Here is a 19,796-nt window from a genome sequence, read left to right on the forward strand (position 1 = left end):
GAGCGCCTGCGAGATGTGTTGAAAACGTTCATAAGCCCCAAACCCCCAGAACACGCGGCGATGAGCCGCAAACACACCAGTGTCGACAGCAGAAAACGCATCAATGATCAAAGTGACGCCTCAGCCGTTGCGCTAGGATACACGAGCCCGTCGAGGAGGAACGATGCCCAAGGTGCCCGCAGCGGACGCGTCCGCGTCCGCCCCCAAAATGCCCCAGGACCTCGAGGCCGAGAAATCGGTCCTCTCGGCCATGATCCTCTCGCCGGAGGTGCTCCAAGAGTGCCTGGTGGACCTCGAGGACAGCGACTTCTACCTGCCCCGCAACCAGACCATCTACGCGACGCTGCGGGACATGTTCGACGAGGGCAAGCCCATCGACCCAATCTCGCTGGCGGACCGTCTCGCCTCCCATAAGCGTCTGGACGAGGTCGGCGGGCGCGCCTACCTCACGGAGCTGGGCTCCGACTCCTTCGCGCTCGCGTCCTGGCGGCACCACGCGGACATGCTGCGCCGCGACTCCACGCTGCGCCAGATGATCATGGCCTCGGCCCGGGTCTCCGCCCTCGCCTTCGACGCCCCGGAGGACACGAAAGAGGTCATCGACTCTGCCGAGCGCATGATCCTCTCGGTGACCAACCGCGACATCCGCTCCAGCTACATCACGATCCAAGACGCGATGAAGGGCCTCTACCAGGAGATCCAGGACCAGGCGCGGAGCGGCGAGCACATGCTCGGCGTCAAGACCGGCTTCCCGCGGCTGGACGAGAAGCTCCTCGGCCTGCGTGCGGGCCAGATGGTGGTCGTCGGCGCACGCCCGGGCGTGGGCAAGACGTCCTTCGCGCTCAACCTCGCCGTGCAGGCCGCCGAGGAGGGGGCGTCCGTGGTGTTCTTCTCATTGGAGATGAGCGCGACCGAGATCGCCCAGCGCCTGATGTCCGCGCGGGCACAGGTGGACCTCCAGGCGATTCGCTCGGCCCGCATCAAGCGCGAGGAGTGGGCGGAGCTGGAGCGGGCCACCGAGGACCTCTCCAAGCTCGACCTGCTCATCGACGACACCCCGGGCACCACGATCACCGAGGTGCGCGCCAAGGCGCGCCGCATGCTCAACCACAAGGAGAACGGGCTCATCATCCTCGACTACCTGCAGCTCGTGAGCCCGCCGCCCAGCCGCCGCGCCGACTCCCGCGCCACCGAGGTCTCCGAGATGAGCCGTGGCATCAAGATCATGGCCAAGGACCTGGGGGTGCCGGTCGTGGCCCTGTCCCAGCTCTCCCGTCAGTCTGAGGCGCGCACCGGCAAGCGCCCCCAGCTCTCCGACCTTCGCGAGTCCGGCGCCATCGAGCAGGACGCCGACATCGTCATCCTGCTGGACCGTTCGTCCACCCCCGAGGAGGCGGAGCGCAGCGACCGGCCGGACGAGGGCGTCACCGAGTTCATCGTGGCCAAGAACCGTTCCGGCCCGGTGGGCACCATCGAGATGGCGTTCCTCAAGGAGTCGACGAAGTTCATGGAGCTGGACACGCGCTACGACGACATGGGTTAGGGCGCGCCGCAGGCGACGTCCGGGCGCTCCATCCCTCGCGTACAATCAGGCACAAGGAGGGCGCTCATGGACGTCTGGGACCTGCGGGACAACGAGCCGTCGCTGCTCATGTACGGCGGACGAGCCGGCCGCAAGGACGGCATCCTTATCGATGGTGCCCCATGGATCGCCAAGTACCCGCGCACCACGCGGGACCTGACGGGCAAGAACCTGCCCTCCTACACCTCGTCGCCCGTTTCCGAGTACGTGGGCTCGCACATCTACAGCTTGTTGGGGATTCCGGCCCACGAGACCCATCTCGGGTATCGCGGCGGAAAGATCGTGTGCGCCTGCCGGGACTTCACGGCGGACGGCAGCCGGCTCTTCGAGTTCTCCAAGGTCAAGACCACGATGGACGACGACCAGGAGGGCTTCCACGGCTCCCCATCGGACGGCGAGGTGGTCTATCTGTCCGATGTGCTGGCCACCATCGACACGGCTCCCGTCCTGGCACACGTGCCGGGGGTTCGCGAGCGCTTCTGGGACATGTTCGTGGTGGACGCCCTTATCAAGAACCCCGACCGCAACAACGGAAACTGGGGCGTGCTCCTGCGCGATGGGGCGTACGAGCTGGCTCCCGTGTACGACAACGGAAGCTGTCTGTTCCCCAAGCGCGCCGATGATGCCTTTGGGCGACGCACCGACCCACAGGCTCTGGACGAGGACGCCTTCGGCACCAATGTGTCGGCCTATGTGTTGATGGGGGACGACGGGAGGCCGCACCACATCCATCCCTTCGCGTACATGGCCGAGAGCGCGAACCCGGACCTGAGGGCGGCGATGGCTCGGGTGGCCGCGGCATTCGACTTCGGCGCGGTCGAGCGGCTGTTCATGAGCCTGCCCAGCGAGGCCTACGGCTGGCGCGTGATGTCAGAACCGGTGCGCGAGGCCAACCTGCGCCTTATTGAGAAGCGTTTTGACGAGGGGCTGCGGCCGTTGGTGTGAGGCCATGGGCAGCGCAGGTGGCGCCCTCGCGCACGGGCCCACGAGCCGCGACGCTCCGCGCCGATGCGGCCTCGCCATGGCTTCGGGCGCCTTTGGGCCCATGGGGCGCAGGCTCCCGTATACTGAGATGTCGCTTGGCTCAAGACAATGCATAGGGGAGCGTCATGGGATCGACGATTCTTGTGGGCACGCAGTGGGGCGACGAGGGCAAGGGCAAGGTCACCGACCTCATCTCCGGCGAGTACGACATCGTCTGCCGCTGCCAGGGCGGCGCGAACGCCGGACACACGGTGATCGCGAACGGCCACAAGCTGGCGCTGCACCAAATCCCGTCCGGCGTGGTCTATGACGAGGTCGTGCCGGTGATCGGCAACGGGTGCATCGTGGACCCGTCCGTGGTGCTCGAGGAGTTCGCCCAGCTGGACGCCCAGGGCATCGATTACTCCAACCTCAAGATCTCGGGCAACGCGCACATCGTGATGCCCTACCACAAGGACCTCGACGGGGCCAACGAGCGTCGCCTCGGCAAGAACCTCATCGGCACCACCCGGCGCGGCGTCGGGCCCTGCTACAGCGACAAGGCCGCGCGCATCGGCCTCCGTATGCAGGACATGCTCGACGAGAAGATCTTCCGCCAGAAGCTCGAGACCGCGCTGCTCGAGAAGAACCCCATCCTGGAGCTCATCTACGGGATGCCCACCTACACCGTGGACCAGATCTGCGAGACCTACCTGCCCTATGCCGAGCGTCTGAAGCCCTACATCATCGAGAGCTCCAAGTACCTCAACGAGGCCATCGACGAGGGCAAGAACATCCTCTTCGAGGGGTCGCAGGCCACGATGCTCGACATCGACTTCGGCACCTATCCCTTTGTGACGAGTTCCAACTGCACCGCCGGCGGCGCCATCACCGGATCGGGCGTCGGGCCCAAGAACATCGACCGCGTCGTGGGCATCGCCAAGGCCTACCTCACGCGCGTGGGCTCCGGCCCGTTCCCGACGGAGCTGCCGCAGGGCGACGAGGTGGGCGAGCTGCTCTGCGAGGTGGGCCACGAGTACGGCGTGACCACGGGGCGCAAGCGCCGGTGCGGCTGGTACGACGCCGTGGTGGTGAACTACGCCGCCCGGGTGAACGGCCTCACGGACCTCGCGCTCACCAAGCTCGACGTGCTCGGGTGCCTCGACACCATCAAGGTGTGCGTCGCCTACGAGTGCGACGGCGTGCGCTACACCACGGTGCCGGAGCACCAGTCCGTCTTCTACAAGGCGGAGCCCGTGTACATCGAGATGCCCGGCTGGAAGTGCGACATCTCGAACGTGCGCAACTACTACGAGCTGCCGCGCGAGGCCAAGGACTACGTGGACCTCATCGAGCAGCTCTCCGGCGTGCCCGTCTCCATCGTGTGCGTGGGCCCGGACCGCGAGCAGACCATCGACCGCCACTGGACGGCCGGCCCCCGCAGCCTGTAAAGCCGAGACGCCCGCCATGTTCGCGCTGGTAACGGACGCCGCCTCGGGATTGCCGATGGACTGGTGCGCGAGCCACGATGTGCAGCTCGTGGCCCTCACCCGCGCTGGCTCGGGCAAGCGCGTGCGCGTCGGCGCCCCGGCCGTGGAGGACTACAAGATCCTCTTCGCCCACCTGCTCCGGGAAGGGCGCGAGGTGCTCTGCGTCACGGCGTCGTCGGCGTTGTCGCGGTCCCACAGCCATGCCCTGGAGGCGGCGGAGGACCTGGACGGCGTGACCGTCGTGGACTCCAAGTGCACGAGCGCCGGGGAAGCGCTGTTGGTCCAGGTGTTGGCGTCCGGGAACGTGGCCGGCATGGACCGCGAGGACGCGGCCTCCTACGCCTCTGCCCTGGTCGGGCACCTGACAATGCTCACTTTGGCGCCCCCCGGGGGAGGGACCGGGCACAAGCGGTCCCTCGTGGCGGCGGCCCAGGCGACGCTGGCAAAGCGCCACGGGTTCTCAACGCTTATGACCTTCGACGAGGCGGGCGCGCTGGTCTCGGCCGGCCGTTTTGCCGACCCCTCGGTGGCGGCCGGGCGCGTGTCTCGACTGATGAGGTTGGACCGCGAGCGCGACGGGCGCCTCTTGATCCTCGGCACCTATGTGGACACGCCGCGAAGCCTTGCTGTGCTCGGACGCCAAGAGGACGACGTGGAGCGGCTCTTGAACGAGCGGCGTGCGCTCCCGCTGACTGGGGCGCTCGCGGCCGCTGCGGGTGCCGGGTCCGCGTCGGTCGCCTATGTGGCGATGAAGTACGTGACGGGGCCGTTGGCGGAGGACCCGGCCTGGGGCGTGGGGTGCGTGCTCGGCCACTGACGGAACAAACGGCCGCAGCGGGGGCTCGCGGCCGATTCAACGAGACGAGAGGGCAGAGACATGGGCAACGCTGGACTGAAGGTGCTGGTGCTGGGCTCGGGAGGTCGCGAGCACGCCCTGGCGGCCGCCTTGGCGGGCTCGCCGTCGGTGGCGGAGGTGCTCGTGGCGCCGGGCAACGGCGGCACGGCGGCCGTGGGGTCGAACGTCGCGCTGGACGCCGAGGACGGCGAGGCCGTCGCGACGTTCGCCGTTGAGAACGAGGTGGACCTCGTGGTCATCGGCCCCGAGGCGCCGCTTGTGGCCGGCGTCGGCGACGCGGTCCGTGCGGCCGGTGTGCCCGTGTTCGGCCCGAGCGCCGACGGCGCGCAGCTGGAGGGCTCCAAGGCCTTCGCCAAGGCCGTCATGGAGCGGGCCGGGGTGCCCACGGCCGAGTACGCGGCCTTCACCGAGGAGGCGCCGGCGCTCGAGTACCTGGCCACCGTGGGGGCGCCGATCGTGGTGAAGGCCGACGGCCTGGCCGCCGGCAAGGGCGTGGTGGTGGCCCAAACGCTGCAGGAGGCCGAGGACGCCGTGCGCGCCTGCTTCGGCGGGGCCTTCGGCGAGGCGGGCGCGACCGTGGTGATCGAGGAGTGCCTGGAAGGGCCGGAGTGCTCCCTGTTGTCCGTGACGGACGGCACGCGTCTGGCACACCTGGCGTGCGCGCAGGACCACAAGCGCGCCTACGAGGGCGACCGAGGGCCCAACACCGGCGGCATGGGCGTGTACTCCCCCGTGCCTCTCGTGACGGCCGAGGAGCACGCGGCCATGGAGGCGGCCAACGAGGCCGTGGTGGCGACGCTGGCCGACATGGACATCGACTACCGGGGCGTCATCTACGGCGGCTTCATGCTCACCGAGGACGGCCCCAAGGTGCTGGAGTTCAACGCGCGCTTCGGCGATCCCGAGACCGAGGTGGTGCTGCCACGCTTCCGGGGCGACCTGGGGCGCGTGCTGCTGGACGCCGCGAACGGGGAGCTGGACCCCGAGACGCTGAGCTGGGACGACGGCTGGGCTGTGGGCGTGGTGCTCGCGAGCGCGGGCTATCCCGGGAAGTACGAGACGGGCAAGGTCATCACCGGGGTCGCGGACGCCGAGGCGATGGACGGCGTGTCCGTGTACCATGCGGGGACCACGCTGGACGGGGAGGGCAACCTGCTGACGGCCGGTGGCCGTGTCCTCTGCGTGACGGCCGTGGGTCCCACCTTCGCCGAGGCGCGCGAGAAGGCCTACGCTGCCTGCGACAGGATCGACTTCGAGGGCAAGACGCTGCGCCGCGATATCGGCGCCCGCGCGATGGCGTGACGGCACACGGAGACAGGCGGCCGCGCCCGCGGGGCCGCGCCGCCTTGCACTATCGATAGGAGCACCATGGCTGACCAGGATGACGTCACCTACACCGCGGAGGACGACTTCGTGTCCCCGGACAACGACGACACCCGTCCCGTTGGGCCGCGCAGCCGGCACCTGGTGCTCGGGGGCGACGACCCGCGCGACCAGCTGCTCGAGGAGAAGTTCCTCGCCGAGGACATCGAGTACCAAGGCCGCATCCTCAACGTGAGCGCGGTGCAGCTGGAGCTGCCCAACGGCCATCAAACGGTGCACGACATCGTGCGGCACCCGGGCGCGGCGGCCGTGGTCGCCCTCACCAACGACGGCCAGGTGTGCGTCGTGCGCCAGTACCGCACGGCGCTCGGTCGTGTGACGGTGGAGATCCCGGCCGGCAAGCTCGACCCCGGCGAGGACCCGCTCGAGTGCGTCCGCCGCGAGCTCCGCGAGGAGACCGGCATGGAGGCCGAGAACATCGCGCAGCTCACGTCCATCGTCACCAGCTGCGGGTTCTGCGACGAGATAATCCACATCTTCATGGCCACGGGGCTCACGTTCGCAGCGGCCCATCCCGATGAGGACGAGTTCCTCTTCGTGGACCTCGTGCCGACCGGTGAGCTGATCGACGCGGTGCTCGACGGGCGCATCGAGGACGCCAAGACCGTGGTGGGCGCGCTGGCGCTGGACGCCATCGCGCGGCGCTTGGGGCCGGTGGAGTAGCCGGCACAAACGGTCGACCTGCCGAGGCCACGGCCATCACCGGCTGTGGCCTCGTTGCTCGTTGCGACGATTGCTCTGCACCTCTTGAACTAAGCCCGACCAGGTACGGCGGAAGAAGGGTTCGGGTTCATCTGTGGGTGCGGCTCTGCGGCCGCGCCCACGTTCGTTTGCGTCCGTGGCTCTTTTGTTGCAAAGACTGTGGCGCCCGAGGAAGAACCAATCCACAGCAGTCCATATCATCAGGTCATCATCAGAAAGCAGAAGCGAGGTGGCCCGTTGATCGTCGGAATCAAGCACTTAGCCCGCATCGTGCTCAAGAACCCCTTAGTGTATGTGATGCCCTTTGTGCTGGCCGCTGCCCTGGCTCTTCCAGCGCTTACCGGGCAGTTCGCCATGTCCGGTTCCGATGTGTTGGGTTACTTCAGCAGTGAGTTGCTCCAACAGACGGAAGCGAACCTTGCGGCGGCCCTTGCGTACGAGAGCGATCCGGGAACGGTTTCCATCTTTGAGAACCAGGTGGATGCCGTGAACCGGGCTCGCAGGGCCTCCACCGAGGCGGAGCTGATTCAAGCCGGTGCGGACTATTGGCGAGCGTACCTCGACCTCTACCAGCTGGGGGTTGTCGACGATTTAGGCGGTGTGGCAAACGCGCTCGCGTTCATTCGGGTCTCCGAATACCCGGACCCCGTGTTCTTCGACCAGGCCGATGAGATCCCAGCGGCCCCTCTCGTGGCCGCATCCTACCCGTTGGTGTCTGGCGTGCTGTGGTTCGCGCCTGCCCTGGTGGTAGGGTTTCTCGTCTTGGACGCGCAAAAGCGCGGGGCTCTCTGGAATCAGGCTCCCCGTTCGCGTCTCTCTGGGGCGGCGGTCACGTTTTGCACCATGGCGGGAATCGCTTGTCTTCTGTCGGCGGCGTCGCTGGCTCTGGCACTGTTGGTTGCGGGCTTGTGCAACGGCTGGGGCCATGCGGACTACCCCGCAGTGTGGATTCAGGGCGACGGCATCGAGGAGAGCACGGCCGGAGGCGTGGTGCTTCGGCTGACCGCGTGGCTATGCCTCGCGGACGTCTTCCTGTGCGCTTTGATGAGCGCTGCGGGTGCCTTCGGGCTCCCCGCTCTGGCGTCCGTCGGATTGGGCGCATTGGTGCCCGTGGCCTCTTCTCTGGATGTGGTTGCGCACGCTCTTGAGGACTGGGTGCGCTGGGTTCCGCTTTCGTACATGGACCCGCTTCAGGTCGCAGGGGTTCTCACCTACGCCAATGCCGTGTCCTATGCCCCTTTGGGAGTGGATTTCCTCGGGTGCACGCTCGTTTTGGGCTCGGGAGGAGCAGCCCTGGTGCTTCTCCTCATCGCCGCTTCGGCTCCTCGGAAAACCGTATCGTGCTAGGAGATGCAGATGCTTCGCACCAAAGATGTGGCCGTGGGCTTTGGGAAGCGGGTCCTCGTTCGGGACGCCTGTCTTTCGCTGGCACCAGGCCAGATCAAAGGCCTTATCGCCCCCAATGGCACGGGCAAGACCACGTTGATGCGCTATGTGGCGGGAAACAAGAGGCTCGGCACGGGGCGCGTCGAGGTTGACGGAACAGACCTGTGGGCGCTGCCTGGCAAGGATCGACCGTTGCTGTACGTGGCCGGCGACGGCTCTGGGCTGTATGGCCACCTCAATGCGGTGGATCATCTGCACATGGTCAAGGATCTTTGGCACCGGGATTTGGACGTGCGCCAAGTGGTCGAGAAGTGCGGCCTCGCGGGCTTTGCACGTCGCCCCGTTCGCAAGCTCTCCCAGGGCATGCGCCAGACCGTCAGTTTGTGCTTGGGCTATGCCGCCGGAGCCAGGTACCTGCTGCTGGACGAGCCGATGAACGCGTCGGACCCCACGAACATCGCCTTCCACTCTCGGACGATGCGGGCGCTTGCCGGCAATGGGGTCGGGATCCTGTACAGCTCTCACCTGCTAGAGAACGTGAGCGAGATTTGCGACTCGGTGTTCGTGCTGCGCGAAGGCAGGCTGCAGGAGTTTGAGAACTCGCATCGGCCGGGATGTGCGCAGGCACTGTACCGGGGGTGCTTCATGAGGGATTCGCAAGGGAGGGAGGAGCCAAGAGAACAGCACGCAGGGATCGGGTGAAATGGCGCTATGAGTACCAAATCGTGAACTGACGAACCCGGGCGGTCGCGGGACCGCCCTTCCGTGTGGAGGTCCTTCTTGAGCACCGCGCTGATCTACTTCGCCGACGACACGCCGGAGACGCGCAGCTTTGTGCAAGCGTTTTTGAGAACGAGGGCTTTCGCGTGCGGACGTTCGTCACCGGCGACGCGCTGCTGGCCGCCTTCGCCGAGAAGCCCTGCGACCTGGTGTTGCTGGACGTGATGATGCCCGGGCGCGACGGCATCGCTGTTCTCGGCGAGCTGCGCCAGCGCTCGACGGTGCCCGCGATCATGCTCACGGCCAAGGACGGCGACGATGACTACTGCACCGGCCTCGCGCTGGGCGCGGACGACTACGTCACCAAGCCCTTCAAGGCAAACCTGCTGGTGGCCAAGGTGCGGGCGCTGCTACGGCGGGCGACCATGGCGCCGGCGCGGGAGGCGCGGTCGCTTTCCTGTGGCAACCTGCGATACATCGTCGAGACGGGCGAGTTTCTGGCAGCGGAGGAGCGGCTGGCGCTGTCGCCGTTGGAACGCGGTCTGCTCGGCACCTATACGAGCGAGCCGGGGCGCCTGGTCACGCGCGAGCGCCTGCTGCACGAGGTGTGGGGCTTTGAGGACCCCGGCTCTGTGGACACCCGGGCCGTGGACGAGGCCAACCGCCGTCTGCGCCGCAAGCTGTTGGCCGCAGGCGCGAGCCACTACAACCAGACGGTGTGGGGTCGCGGTTGGACGCTGGCGCCGGCGGAGGCGCCTGAGAGATGACGGGAGGGGCCATGGTTGCGTCGGAAGAGCGGAGAGAACGCACGGCTCCCGCCAGCGTGCGAGGCATCCGGCGCTTGGCGCGCATTATCCAGGTGGTGCTCCTCCTCACTCCGTTGGCGGTGCTCGGCATCCAATGGGTCGCCATACAGTCGCAGGGGACACAGGCGGTGCAGGGGGCGTTGGATGGCTCTCTGTGGACAGACGGCCCCGAGACGGTCCAGCCCATGAGCGTCTCGCTCTCCTATGGCACGCTGCCGGGGGCAACGGAAGGCGGGAGTTTCGGTCAAGCCGTGAACCAAGAGAACTACCTGGAGTGGGTCACCTGGAGCCAAATGAGCAGCGCCGGCTATTACCCGCCGTTTTGGCTCTCGGTCCACGCTGCGGTGGAGAAGGGTGAGGCGCAGCCGAACCACGTGCGCTGCTTCTTCGACGGCACGTGGGTCTTCTTCTACGCGGTGGAAGGCTCGCCCAACCCCAAGCAGAGCAACTGTGTGCCCAGCCAGATGATCGTGGCCAACATGAGCCCCGAGTGGACCATGGCGGTTCGGTCCTTCTGCCTCTATGCGCCCGTCGCGGCGATGCTCGGGGTCATCCTGCAGTTGATTGCCAAACGCATCACTGTCCAGGCCCTGGAGGCGGACCGCGCCACCCGCGAGTTTTTTGCCAACGCGTCGCACGAGCTCAAGACGCCGCTCACGGCCATCGAGGGCTACGTGGACGGCATGGCGGCGGGCGTAATCGCGCCGGAGGACGCGCAGCCGGTGATCGAGCGCGAGGTGGGACGCGTCAAGAAGCTGGTGAACCAGATTCTGGCTCTATCCAAGGCGGACGCCGGGGCACAAAAGGCCGTGCGCGAGCCCGTGGACCTGCGTGAGGTGGTGACCGACGCGCTGGCGGACGTGGCGCCCGAGGCCGACAAGCGTGGGCTGGCGTTGGACGCGGACTTGCCTATGCCGCTACCGCTGGCAAGCGACGAGGCACTGCTCTACGGCATTGTGAGCAACCTGTTATCGAACGCGGTGCGACACGGCGCGACCGAGGTGCGCGTGACGGCGCGGCGCGAAGGCGAGGCGCTGCGGGTGACCGTGGCCAACGACGGCCAGCCGCTGAGCGATGACGCGCTGGCGCATCTATTCGACCGGTTTTACACGGGGCCGGGCGGCAACACGGGCATCGGGCTGGCGCTCGCACTGGAGCACACGAGACTGGTGGGCGGCACGCTGACGGCGGCGCAGGAGGACGGCCGCACCGTGCTGACGCTAGAGGTGCCGGCAAAGCGTTGACGCAGGTGGATACGTGGAGAATTAACGGACACGCGTTCTAAAAACGAACGAGTGTCCGTTAATCATAGAATGGCTTTCAGGGAGAAAGAAACGCGTGTTCTGATTGGAGCCGCTATGACGAAGCGCTACGACGAAGCCTACTGGAGATCCATCACTATCACCGCGGACGACATGTTCAAAACGGTTCTGAGCGATCCGGCCGTGTGCGTCCCGTTCCTTGAGACGGTGCTCGACCTCCAGATTGAGCGGATCGAGCTCATCCATTCGGAGCACGTGCTCTCCACACCAGAGGACGTGCGCTCGTTGCGGCTTGACGTGTATGTGAAGGACGAGGTCGGCATGGTCTATAACATCGAGATGCAAACGACCGACAAGAAGAACCTGCCGAAGCGGGCGAGGCATCATCAAGCACGTCTGGCCTTCGACGCGCTCGGTCGAGGGGAGGATTTCAACAGCCTGCCTCCGACGTTTGTCATATTCGTCTGTAGCTTCGACCCGTCCGACCGCGGGCTCCCGGTGTACCGCTTTGAGAACCGTTGCGAGGCAGCGGACGGGATGAGGCTGGAGGACGGTGCGGTCACGATGTTCGCGTGCGCTCCCAACCACGCGGAAGCCACCCGACCGGGGCTCGCATCGCTCCTCCGCTACTTCGATGACGGCACCGTGAGCGATGGGCTGTCATCTAAAATGCAAGAAGAAGTGGTGCGGTGGCGCAACGAGCCCCATTGGAGGTCGAGGCACATGTTGGTCGCAGAGCGCATGGAAGAGGAACGCCAGCAGGGATTCGCAGAGGGCCGCCAGGAAGGTCGCCAAGAAGGTCGCCAAGAGCTGAGCGATGCCCTCGCGGCTCTGGCGCGACAGGACCCCGACGCTGTGGTGGAGCTTCTCCGGCTTCCCTTGGAAGAGCAGGAGCTTCGTCTCCGGCAACTGGGCTATCTGCCTGAGGAATAAGGAAGAACCGGGAGCCGCCCTTCAGCGGCTCCCGGTCTATCGCAGCTCCTGCATGGCCTCGAACGCGTCATCGTCGAAGGCGTTGAGAGCGCCCAGCTCTTGTTTTCCAGCGTAGACATGGATGGTGCCGTCATCGTCCACGAGATAGGAGTAGTCCAAGAGAGAATCTCCGACCGGCCACCATTCGTCGCGCTGCTCGCGGAACGCGTAGCCATAGAGAGGCACGCCCAGGCACTGTGCGTCCCTGCGGTAAAGGCTGTCCACCACGGCACCGGATCCGTTCGGGTCTGCGGCGACCGGGCAGAGAATCGACCAGCCTCGGTGTTCATCCACGATGGTGGTCATGGCTTTCTCGACGCCATCGCGATCGATGATTTGAACCAATGCACAGCCGGTCCACCCCGGCTGCCCGTTGCAATGCACGTAGCGACCTTTACCGAGCGAGCTCCGCCCCACCATGCATCGCGTCGACACGGCTCCTCCTTTGCTGACCTTAAGTAAGAGAAGCCTATTGCAGGGCTCATGAACCGGCAAGCGAAGACGCCTTCCTATGAGCGGCTCTGCGGTAGCATCTGTGCGCGTTCGACTCTTCTTGCTTTAAGGATTGCCCGTGTCTCAGCCTCGCCCTTCGTTGTTCAAGCAGTTCCTCTCCTACTACCATCCGCAGATGGGCCTCTTCATCGGCGACACCGTCTGCGCCATCGTGCAGGCCGCTTGCGACCTGGCCTTCCCGTTGATCCTCCGTGCTCTCACCGGCGGCCTCTTCGCCGAGGGGCGCGATGCCATCATGGCCAACCTGCTGTGGATCGCCGCCGGCCTCATCGTCATGTACGCCGTGCGCTACGGCTGCAAGTACTTCGTCTCCTGTTGGGGTCACATCATGGGCGCCCGTATGGAGAGCGCGATGCGCGAGGACCTGTTCGACCAGTACGAGCGGTTCTCGTTCTCCTATTTCGACCGCCACAACACGGGCGACCTCATGAGCCGCCTCGTGAGCGACCTCTTCGACATCGCGGAGGCGGCGCACCACCTGCCCGAGGCGCTCATCGTCTGCATCATCCAAGTCATCGGTTCGTTCATCATCATGTTCACCATCGGCTGGCAGCTCGCGCTCGCGATGCTGCTGGTCACCGCCGTGATGGCCGTGTACATGTTCCGCGCGAACACGCGGATGAAGTCCGTCTTCTCGGAGAACCGCGAGCGCATCTCCGGCGTCAACACGCAGTTGGAGGACTCCCTGGCCGGTGCTCGCGTGGTCAAGTCCTTCGCCAACGAGAACCTGGAGCGCGAGAAGTTCGGCCGCGCCAACAACGCGTACCTGGCCTCCAAGGAGGGCATGTACCGCGCGCTCGGCCACTATCAGGGCGCGGGCGCGCTGCTCACCGGGCTCCTCTACACCGTGATCATCGTCTACGGCGGCTACCTGGTGGCCACCGGCGACATGACCGTCGTGGACCTCGCCACCTACGCCCTGTACGTGAGCCTCTTCACGACGCCGCTCCAGACCATCATCGACTTCACCGAGATGTTCCAGAAGGCGGTCGCGGGCTTCCGGCGCTTCGACGAGATTCTCGGCACCAAGCCGGACATCCTCGACGCGCCGCACGCCAAGCCCCTGAAGGTGACGGACGGCCACGTGGTCTACCACGAGGTGTACTTCAACTACGGCGAGGGGGTCACCGACAAGCCGGTGCTGCAGGGCATGAACCTCGACATCCAGCCGGGCAAGACCTATGCCCTGGTGGGGCCGTCGGGCGGTGGCAAGTCCACCACGTGCGCGCTGTTGCCGCGCTTCTACGACGTGGCGAGCGGCTCGATCACCATCGACGGCCAGGATGTGCGCGACGTGCAGCTGGACTCGCTGCACCGCGCCATCGGCATCGTGCAGCAGGACGTGTACCTGTTCAACGGCACGGTGGCCGAGAACATCGCCTACGGTCGGCCCGATGCGACGTTCGACGAGATCGTGGACGCCGCCAAGAAGGCCAACATCCACGACTTCATCCAGACGCTGCCCGAGGGCTACGAGACCCCGGTGGGCGAGCGGGGCGGCCATCTGTCCGGCGGTCAGAAGCAGCGCATCGCCATCGCCCGCGTGTTCCTCAAGAACCCGGCGATCCTCGTGCTGGACGAGGCGACGAGCGCCCTGGACAACGAGAGCGAGCACGCGGTTCAAGAGGCGCTGGCCCAGCTGTCTCGCGGGCGCACGACGCTGGTGATCGCGCACCGCCTCTCGACCATCAAGGACGCGGACGTGATCGTGACCGTCAAAGACGGCCGCGTGGCCGAGATGGGCACCCACGACGAGCTGCTGCAGAAGAACGGCACCTACGCGCACTACTACCGGATGCAGTTCCAGGGCGAGCGAGCGTAGGGAGCCACAACGCCTCGAGACCCGTGGTGCCCCATCTAGCTGCGGTTTGCAACCAGCGGTGGCATGATGCGAGCCCAAAAAGCTGCTTCTGGTTGGTGGCGGTGACTATTCGGCTCCTTCAGTATCCTTGGCGTTTTGACGCCATCTGGAAAGAAGGGACGCCATGGGATTCCGAGAGAACCTGCAGGGTCTGCGCTCCGAGCGCGGCATGACTCAAGAGCAGCTGGCCCAAGCGCTAGGCGTGTCGCGTCAGGCCGTGACCAAGTGGGAGGCCGAGAAGAGCTATCCCGAGATGGACAAGCTCATCGCGATGTGCGCGCTGTTTGGCTGCACATTGGATGAGCTGGTGCTGGGTGAGGTGCCCGGTGCGTTCGCTAGTCCCGATACGGTCGTAGCGGCTCCCGATGATCGGATGCGAGACTTCGCCGCCATCGATGCTTTCGAGGCCTACGACCAAGAGCGCGTGCGTTTCGCGCTGATGGTGCCCAGCGGGGTGGCCTGCATTATCGTGGGCGCCGCAGGGGCGGCTCTTCTGGACGCTCTCGTTCACACGGCCCTCTCGGAGTTCTTCTCCACGGCCTGGCTGTTGGGCTGTCTCGTGGCAGGGCTGGCGCTGATCATTTCCTCGGCCATGCACCACGCGGCCTTTGCCACCGCGCATCCCGTGATCGATGACCTCTATACGGCCGAACAGCACGACGAGACGGATCGCCGCTTTCTCTGGGAGCTGTTGGGCGGTCTCGCGTCGATCCTGCTGCTAGGCGTGGTGGGCATGGAAGCGCTCACCAATCTGTGGGGTGCGCCCGAGGGCCTGGCAGCCGCGTGGCTCTTGGTGTGCGTGGCCGTTGGCGTGTGGCTCATCGTGAGCGGCGGCATGCTCAAGGCCGGCATGGGCGTCGAGGAGTACAACCGCGCGGTCGCTGAGGGTCGCGCCGAGGCGGCCGGTCACCCCTCTCCCCGTTCGCGGGTGACCGGGGCCCTTTGTGGAGCTGTGATGATTGTCGCAACCATTTTCGGGCTCACGATGCTGTTCGTCCCTGGGTATCAGCAGCCGTTCTTTTGGTTGCCGTGGCCCGTGGGAGGCCTGCTCTGTGCGCTGGTGGCCTGTCTGACCAAGGCTTTCATGCCGGATGCCACAGATGGAGCGTGACGCAGGGTCGGCTCCCGCGCTTGCCTCTCATGACTGGTTCACCGTCTTTCGCGCGGTGGCCTCGGCCTCTGCGCCCTGACCCGTCAGGTCCTGCTCGTTGTTGGCACCGCGTGCGATCGTGAGGCTCGCCGTGTGGTCCGGCTCGGCCGTCTCCGGGTCCCAGGATCTGTCTCGGTATGCGCTCTCGAATGCGGAGTAGTCCTTCAAGTCGTCCGGGTCGATGTCGTCGTAGGTGTCGGGCAAGAGCCAGCCGTCCTCGCGGTACAAATCAAGGTCGATGCGCGCGCTGTGCCCAGCGCGTAGGCGACCCACAAAGACCACCGTGTCGCCGCTCAGATAGCCATTGCCGATCTGCATCCCCCAGCTACCGGTGTTGATGGGTGCCCGGGTGGTTATTTCCTGGCCCAGTCCTGGGTGGCCGGCGTCGCCGGCCGTTCCGTCGCCCAGCAGGCGCGTGGTCAGGTCGATGCGCTTTGTCTCAGGGTCCGTCACTGTGGCGAACACCACCACTTCTGGTTGGAAGGGGCTCACGTGGCCCGGCAGCTGGAAGACCGTGAACGTGACGCCGTCCTCTTCCTCGACGGTCTTGGTGAATCCAGGGATGCTCTCGGGCACCGTGCCGTCGGGGTAGTAGACCCGGGCGAACGACGCCGACCCCGTCGCGCCTCCGACGTACCCGCGCATGTCGCCGGAGGTGGCGAGCGTGGCGAACGGCGTGGCCGAGCCCATGTCCAGCGCGGTCAGGGCGTCTCCCTCGGTGTCCGCCGGGTTGGGAAAGAGCAGGGCCGCCGCAACCGCGGCCACGGCAAACACGCCGCCCACCACTGCCGCGACGCGCCCGATGCCCGGCATCCGCTTGCCGGAAGGCTCGCCCTCCACCACCGCATGGCGCAGGTGCCGCAGGTAGAACACCGCATAGGCGCCGATGACGGCCACTGCGACCACGGCAAGTATCACCGTCACGACGAGCGCGGTTCCCGTGGCAGGTTCGTTGCTGTATCCCCAGAGCTGCAGGTAATCGCTCATGACAGCCTCCTAGATCTCGAAGAAGTCCTTGAACCTCTGGCTGTAGGTGCGCGTGACGTCCACCTGGTGGCCGCCCTTGAGCGTGAGGAGGAAGCGGCACGAGAGCCCCGGCCGGATGCGCTCCACCGATCCCCGCGCGATGATGCAGCAGTTGCTCACACGCACAAACTGGTCCGGCGGGAGGAGCGCCTCCAGCTGGTACAGGCGCTTCTCCACCTTGAAGACGCCCTGGGGCGTGCAGGCCACCACGTCGTCCCCGCGCGTCTCCAAACACCAGATGCGGTCCAGCGGGAGCACCACGGTGTCGGCGCCGTCTTTGGCCAGCAGCGCATGGGTGTCGAAGCGGTCGCAGAGCACCAGGTCAGCATCGTCTGCGACCTCGATGCCCAGGCGTGCGCACTCCTGGGCCACCTGCTCGCGACGTTCTGGGCGCACTCGCAGCTTCACCTGCACGGCCCCCTCCTTTCCGCTGGCACCAGCAAACAAGAAAGGAATCAAGGGAGCAAGGGGCTTCGGTCATCTGGCACAGGAGGGGAGTCAGGTCGCACGAATCGAGTCGTGGGCCCGTGCGGTTCGGGAGCGAGCGGAGCGCCGGCTCGTGCTCCGCCGCCACCGCCTCCGGCCTTGGGAAGACTGGGGCGCCCCGTCGCAGCTACTTGTCGCTCGCGGTGCCCGTCGTGTCGCTGCTGAGAAGGTCAAGGGACCCGGCGCCGATCTTCTCGCGCAGGAGCTGCGTCGTCTTCTCGTCGAGGCCCGTGATGGTGCAGTTGATGTTGAAGCCGCCGTCCTCGGTGTTCACCTTGGTGAAGATGAACGTCATGAAGCTCTGCACGGTGCCCGTGGGCTGCAGGAACCCGAAGAACTGGTTCCGCTGGATCTCGCCGCTCTCGTCCACGTGGAAGCTCACGCGGTACACCACGGTGTTGATGTTGGGGTTGAGCAGCGCCGTCGTCGCGAACGCGGTGGCCTGCACATAGGATCCGGCCATGGCCTCGAGCTTGCTCGTGCTCGTGGTGTCCACCACGGAGACCTCGATGCGCCCGGTGTTCTCGTCCGCCTCTTGCACGGTGAACTCGGAGGGGAACTGCGTGAAGCCGCTGCCCCACTCCACGCCGTTGGTGAGGGCGGAGGCGACGCTTCCCACGCTGACGCTCTTGGCCAGGTTGCCGGCGGTGACGCGCCGGGCCACGCCGCAGCCCACCTGCGCCAAGATGATCACGGCAAGCGTGATGAGCACAAAGGACACGGCGGTGCGGGCGATGACCTTGCTGACGTCCGAGCCGGACGGGTCCTTGCCGGAGAGCGGGTCCACTTCGAGCCCCACGCCGCGCTCGCGCCGGCTCTCGTGTTCTGTGTCCGCCACCTGCGGGTTCACATGGCCGGTCTCGTCGAGGGACGCGAAGATCGCCTCGACCTCGGCGTCCGACAACAGCTTGGGCGTCTTGGGCTTGCGCTCGCGCCTCGGTTGCTGTTCTTTCTTGGGCTTGCGCTCGTTGGCCATGGGGCTCCCGGGAAGGCGTCAGAACTTGACCATTGTACTCGGGCACCCCGTGCGGCCGGGACCGGTCCGGTTCCCTTGCGGAAGCGTCACAGATTGAAAGGGTTCCCAAATGGAGGGTCGGCCGACGGCAAAACGGGCCCCCGAGAGGTCCTCGGAGGCCCGGTGCGCGCCTTGCTCGGATATGGTTAGCCCAGAAGCGCCGTCACGTCGCCGAGCTTGGACTCAAAGCTGACGCCGCGCAGCTGGTAGTCGGGCTGCTCGGCGCTCAGCTTCATGCAGTCGTGCACGAAGCGCCCGGCGAAGCGCACCGCGTCCTCCAGCGAGTGGCCGGTCATCACGCTCGCGAGCAGCGCGCTGGTGAAGAGGTCGCCGGTGCCGTGGAGCATGAAGGGGAGCTTCTCGCCGGAGACCTCCGTGAGCTCCAGGCCGGCGCCGCCCACGTAGTTGCGGATGAGGCCGTCGCCGCGCTCGACGCCCTTGATCACGACGGTCTTGGCGCCCATGTCGATGAGCCTGTCGGCCGCCTCGCGCACGAACGCCTCGTCCACGTTCTGCCCCTGGTACTCGGTGCCGGTGAGGATCGAGACCTCGGTGAGGTTGGGCGTCAGGATGTCCGCGCCCGTGACCAGCTCTTTCATGGCCTCACAGAGCTCCGGCGTGTAGGTGGGGTAGGCCTTGCCGCCGTCGCCCATCACCGGGTCCACCACGCGGAGCGCGCTCTCGTGCTCGCGGTAGAGGCGCTGGATGGCCTCGATGTCCTGCGGCGAGCCGAGGAACCCGGAGTACACGGCGTCCAGCGCCACGCCCTCCTCGACCCAGGCGTCAAGGTAGGGGGTCAGCATCGGGGTCGTGCTGTACAGGTAGAACTTCGGGAAGGCCGTGTGGGCCGAGAACAGCCCCGTGGGGACCGGGCACACGTCGCAGCCGGCGGCGGAGAGCACCGGGATGGCGACGCCGAGGGAGCATTTGCCGTAGCCGCAGAGGTCGTGCACGGCGCCGACGCGCGGGATGTACGCGCCTTCGCGCTCGTACAGGTAGAGACTGTTGGGGCTCGCGTTCAAGGTCATGGTTCCTTCTTCCTCACGTGGACTTATGGACCGACGCTGCCCGACATGGTACTCGTGCGCACGCCCTTCTCGGTCACGGGGGCGTTGCCGTAAACTACAAACCTGCTGAATCTATGAGAGGGGACAGCGTGGCTGAGGAGACGCCGCTCGTCGGCATCATCATGGGAAGCGAGAGCGACCTGCCCGTCATGGAGGCGTGCACGGCAGAGCTGGAGGCGCTCGGCGTGCCCTACGAGCTGGTCGTCGCGAGCGCCCACCGCAACCCGGACAAGGTCCGTGACTGGTCGAGCACTGCGGCCGACCGCGGGCTGTGCGTCATCATCGCCGCCGCCGGCAAAGCCGCGCACCTCGGCGGTGTGGTGGCCGCCCACACGCCGCTCCCGGTGCTCGGGGTGCCGATCAAGACGAGCGACCTCGGCGGCCTGGACTCCCTGCTCTCCATGGTGCAGATGCCCTCCGGCGTGCCCGTGGCGTGCCTCGCCATCAACGGCGCCAAGAACGCCGCCATCTTCGCGACCCAGATCCTTGGCGCCACGATGCCCCGGTACCGCGCAGCCATCGTGGACCTCAAGGCCGACATGGCCCGGTGACGTCG

The 19,796-nt window shown here is 66.4% G+C and carries 19 protein-coding genes; 14 read left to right on the forward strand and 5 right to left on the reverse strand.

The window, feature by feature from the left end:
• Positions 1-163 precede the first annotated feature (163 nt).
• The 11 genes from dnaB to QJ043_RS04125 all read left to right on the forward strand — a co-directional run bounded on the left by dnaB (position 164) and on the right by QJ043_RS04125 (position 12,083).
• Complete coding sequence (gene dnaB / locus QJ043_RS04075; protein WP_283713933.1) at positions 164-1,543, forward strand: replicative DNA helicase; 1,380 nt, start codon at positions 164-166, stop codon at positions 1,541-1,543.
• Positions 1,544-1,609: 66 nt separating this feature from the next.
• Positions 1,610-2,527, forward strand: coding sequence for a HipA domain-containing protein (locus QJ043_RS04080; protein ID WP_283713932.1), 918 nt, complete (start codon positions 1,610-1,612; stop codon positions 2,525-2,527).
• A gap of 164 nt (positions 2,528-2,691) precedes the next feature.
• Positions 2,692-3,996, forward strand: coding sequence for an adenylosuccinate synthase (locus QJ043_RS04085; RefSeq protein ID WP_283713931.1), 1,305 nt, complete (start codon positions 2,692-2,694; stop codon positions 3,994-3,996).
• Positions 3,997-4,012: 16 nt separating this feature from the next.
• On the forward strand, positions 4,013-4,852 hold the full coding sequence (locus tag QJ043_RS04090) for a DegV family protein (protein WP_283713930.1): 840 nt from the start codon (positions 4,013-4,015) through the stop codon (positions 4,850-4,852).
• Positions 4,853-4,912: 60 nt separating this feature from the next.
• Positions 4,913-6,193 carry a phosphoribosylamine--glycine ligase gene (gene purD / locus QJ043_RS04095; RefSeq protein WP_283713929.1) on the forward strand — a complete coding sequence of 427 codons (1,281 nt, stop codon included), beginning with the start codon at positions 4,913-4,915 and terminating at the stop codon, positions 6,191-6,193.
• A gap of 66 nt (positions 6,194-6,259) precedes the next feature.
• On the forward strand, positions 6,260-6,937 hold the full coding sequence (locus QJ043_RS04100) for an NUDIX domain-containing protein (RefSeq protein WP_283713928.1): 678 nt from the start codon (positions 6,260-6,262) through the stop codon (positions 6,935-6,937).
• 276 nt (positions 6,938-7,213) lie between these two features.
• Positions 7,214-8,323: a hypothetical protein gene (locus tag QJ043_RS04105; RefSeq protein WP_283713927.1), complete on the forward strand. Its 1,110-nt coding sequence runs from the start codon at positions 7,214-7,216 to the stop codon at positions 8,321-8,323.
• A 9-nt stretch (positions 8,324-8,332) separates the two neighbouring features.
• Positions 8,333-9,064, forward strand: coding sequence for an ATP-binding cassette domain-containing protein (locus tag QJ043_RS04110; protein WP_283713926.1), 732 nt, complete (start codon positions 8,333-8,335; stop codon positions 9,062-9,064).
• A gap of 65 nt (positions 9,065-9,129) precedes the next feature.
• Positions 9,130-9,849 (forward strand): response regulator transcription factor, encoded by a 720-nt coding sequence (locus QJ043_RS04115; RefSeq protein WP_283713925.1) that lies wholly within the window; start codon positions 9,130-9,132, stop codon positions 9,847-9,849.
• 74 nt (positions 9,850-9,923) lie between these two features.
• Entirely contained in the window at positions 9,924-11,132 is a 1,209-nt protein-coding gene (locus QJ043_RS04120) for a sensor histidine kinase (protein ID WP_283713924.1), read from the forward strand.
• A 114-nt stretch (positions 11,133-11,246) separates the two neighbouring features.
• Positions 11,247-12,083, forward strand: a complete 837-nt coding sequence (locus QJ043_RS04125) for an Rpn family recombination-promoting nuclease/putative transposase (protein ID WP_283713923.1) — start codon at positions 11,247-11,249, stop codon at positions 12,081-12,083.
• 36 nt (positions 12,084-12,119) lie between these two features.
• Here the strand turns inward: QJ043_RS04125 and QJ043_RS04130 are convergent, their stop codons facing one another.
• Positions 12,120-12,557, reverse strand: a complete 438-nt coding sequence (locus tag QJ043_RS04130; RefSeq protein ID WP_283713922.1) for a hypothetical protein — start codon at positions 12,555-12,557, stop codon at positions 12,120-12,122.
• Positions 12,558-12,750: 193 nt separating this feature from the next.
• On the opposite strand from QJ043_RS04130, the gene QJ043_RS04135 reads away from it, so the two are divergent.
• Positions 12,751-14,457 carry an ABC transporter ATP-binding protein gene (locus QJ043_RS04135; RefSeq protein WP_283714018.1) on the forward strand — a complete coding sequence of 569 codons (1,707 nt, stop codon included), beginning with the start codon at positions 12,751-12,753 and terminating at the stop codon, positions 14,455-14,457.
• Between the two features lie 163 nt (positions 14,458-14,620).
• Positions 14,621-15,607 (forward strand): helix-turn-helix transcriptional regulator, encoded by a 987-nt coding sequence (locus tag QJ043_RS04140; protein ID WP_283713921.1) that lies wholly within the window; start codon positions 14,621-14,623, stop codon positions 15,605-15,607.
• A gap of 27 nt (positions 15,608-15,634) precedes the next feature.
• On the opposite strand, the gene QJ043_RS04145 is transcribed toward QJ043_RS04140, so the two are convergent.
• The 4 genes from QJ043_RS04145 to QJ043_RS04160 all read right to left on the reverse strand — a co-directional run bounded on the left by QJ043_RS04145 (position 15,635) and on the right by QJ043_RS04160 (position 19,201).
• Positions 15,635-16,633 (reverse strand): hypothetical protein, encoded by a 999-nt coding sequence (locus QJ043_RS04145; RefSeq protein WP_283713920.1) that lies wholly within the window; start codon positions 16,631-16,633, stop codon positions 15,635-15,637.
• Between the two features lie 9 nt (positions 16,634-16,642).
• A complete protein-coding gene (locus QJ043_RS04150) occupies positions 16,643-17,086 on the reverse strand; it encodes a LytTR family DNA-binding domain-containing protein (RefSeq protein WP_283713919.1) in 444 nt (147 codons plus the stop codon).
• A 199-nt stretch (positions 17,087-17,285) separates the two neighbouring features.
• Complete coding sequence (locus QJ043_RS04155) at positions 17,286-18,134, reverse strand: hypothetical protein (protein ID WP_283713918.1); 849 nt, start codon at positions 18,132-18,134, stop codon at positions 17,286-17,288.
• A gap of 185 nt (positions 18,135-18,319) precedes the next feature.
• Positions 18,320-19,201 (reverse strand): PfkB family carbohydrate kinase, encoded by an 882-nt coding sequence (locus tag QJ043_RS04160; RefSeq protein WP_283713917.1) that lies wholly within the window; start codon positions 19,199-19,201, stop codon positions 18,320-18,322.
• Between the two features lie 161 nt (positions 19,202-19,362).
• Between QJ043_RS04160 and purE the strand changes: the two genes are divergently transcribed.
• On the forward strand, positions 19,363-19,791 hold the full coding sequence (purE, locus tag QJ043_RS04165) for a 5-(carboxyamino)imidazole ribonucleotide mutase (RefSeq protein ID WP_430538513.1): 429 nt from the start codon (positions 19,363-19,365) through the stop codon (positions 19,789-19,791).
• Positions 19,792-19,796 lie beyond the last annotated feature (5 nt).

Source organism: Kribbibacterium absianum, from assembly GCF_030067705.1.
Classification (GTDB): Bacteria; Actinomycetota; Coriobacteriia; order Coriobacteriales; family Atopobiaceae; genus Kribbibacterium; species Kribbibacterium absianum.

Excerpts from the sequence above, each read along its gene's own strand:
- QJ043_RS04090 (WP_283713930.1), top strand. The coding sequence starts at position 4,013 with ATGTTCGCGCTGGTAACGGACGCCGCCTCGGGATTGCCGATGGACTGG.
- purD (WP_283713929.1), top strand. The coding sequence starts at position 4,913 with ATGGGCAACGCTGGACTGAAGGTGCTGGTGCTGGGCTCGGGAGGTCGC.
- QJ043_RS04135 (WP_283714018.1), top strand. The coding sequence starts at position 12,751 with ATGGGCCTCTTCATCGGCGACACCGTCTGCGCCATCGTGCAGGCCGCT.
- QJ043_RS04125 (WP_283713923.1), top strand. The coding sequence starts at position 11,247 with ATGACGAAGCGCTACGACGAAGCCTACTGGAGATCCATCACTATCACC.
- QJ043_RS04145 (WP_283713920.1), bottom strand. The coding sequence starts at position 16,633 with ATGAGCGATTACCTGCAGCTCTGGGGATACAGCAACGAACCTGCCACG.
- purE (WP_430538513.1), top strand. The coding sequence starts at position 19,363 with ATGGGAAGCGAGAGCGACCTGCCCGTCATGGAGGCGTGCACGGCAGAG.
- QJ043_RS04110 (WP_283713926.1), top strand. The coding sequence starts at position 8,333 with ATGCTTCGCACCAAAGATGTGGCCGTGGGCTTTGGGAAGCGGGTCCTC.
- QJ043_RS04100 (WP_283713928.1), top strand. The coding sequence starts at position 6,260 with ATGGCTGACCAGGATGACGTCACCTACACCGCGGAGGACGACTTCGTG.
- QJ043_RS04160 (WP_283713917.1), bottom strand. The coding sequence starts at position 19,201 with ATGACCTTGAACGCGAGCCCCAACAGTCTCTACCTGTACGAGCGCGAA.
- QJ043_RS04085 (WP_283713931.1), top strand. The coding sequence starts at position 2,692 with ATGGGATCGACGATTCTTGTGGGCACGCAGTGGGGCGACGAGGGCAAG.
- dnaB (WP_283713933.1), top strand. The coding sequence starts at position 164 with ATGCCCAAGGTGCCCGCAGCGGACGCGTCCGCGTCCGCCCCCAAAATG.
- QJ043_RS04080 (WP_283713932.1), top strand. The coding sequence starts at position 1,610 with ATGGACGTCTGGGACCTGCGGGACAACGAGCCGTCGCTGCTCATGTAC.
- QJ043_RS04140 (WP_283713921.1), top strand. The coding sequence starts at position 14,621 with ATGGGATTCCGAGAGAACCTGCAGGGTCTGCGCTCCGAGCGCGGCATG.
- QJ043_RS04155 (WP_283713918.1), bottom strand. The coding sequence starts at position 18,134 with ATGGCCAACGAGCGCAAGCCCAAGAAAGAACAGCAACCGAGGCGCGAG.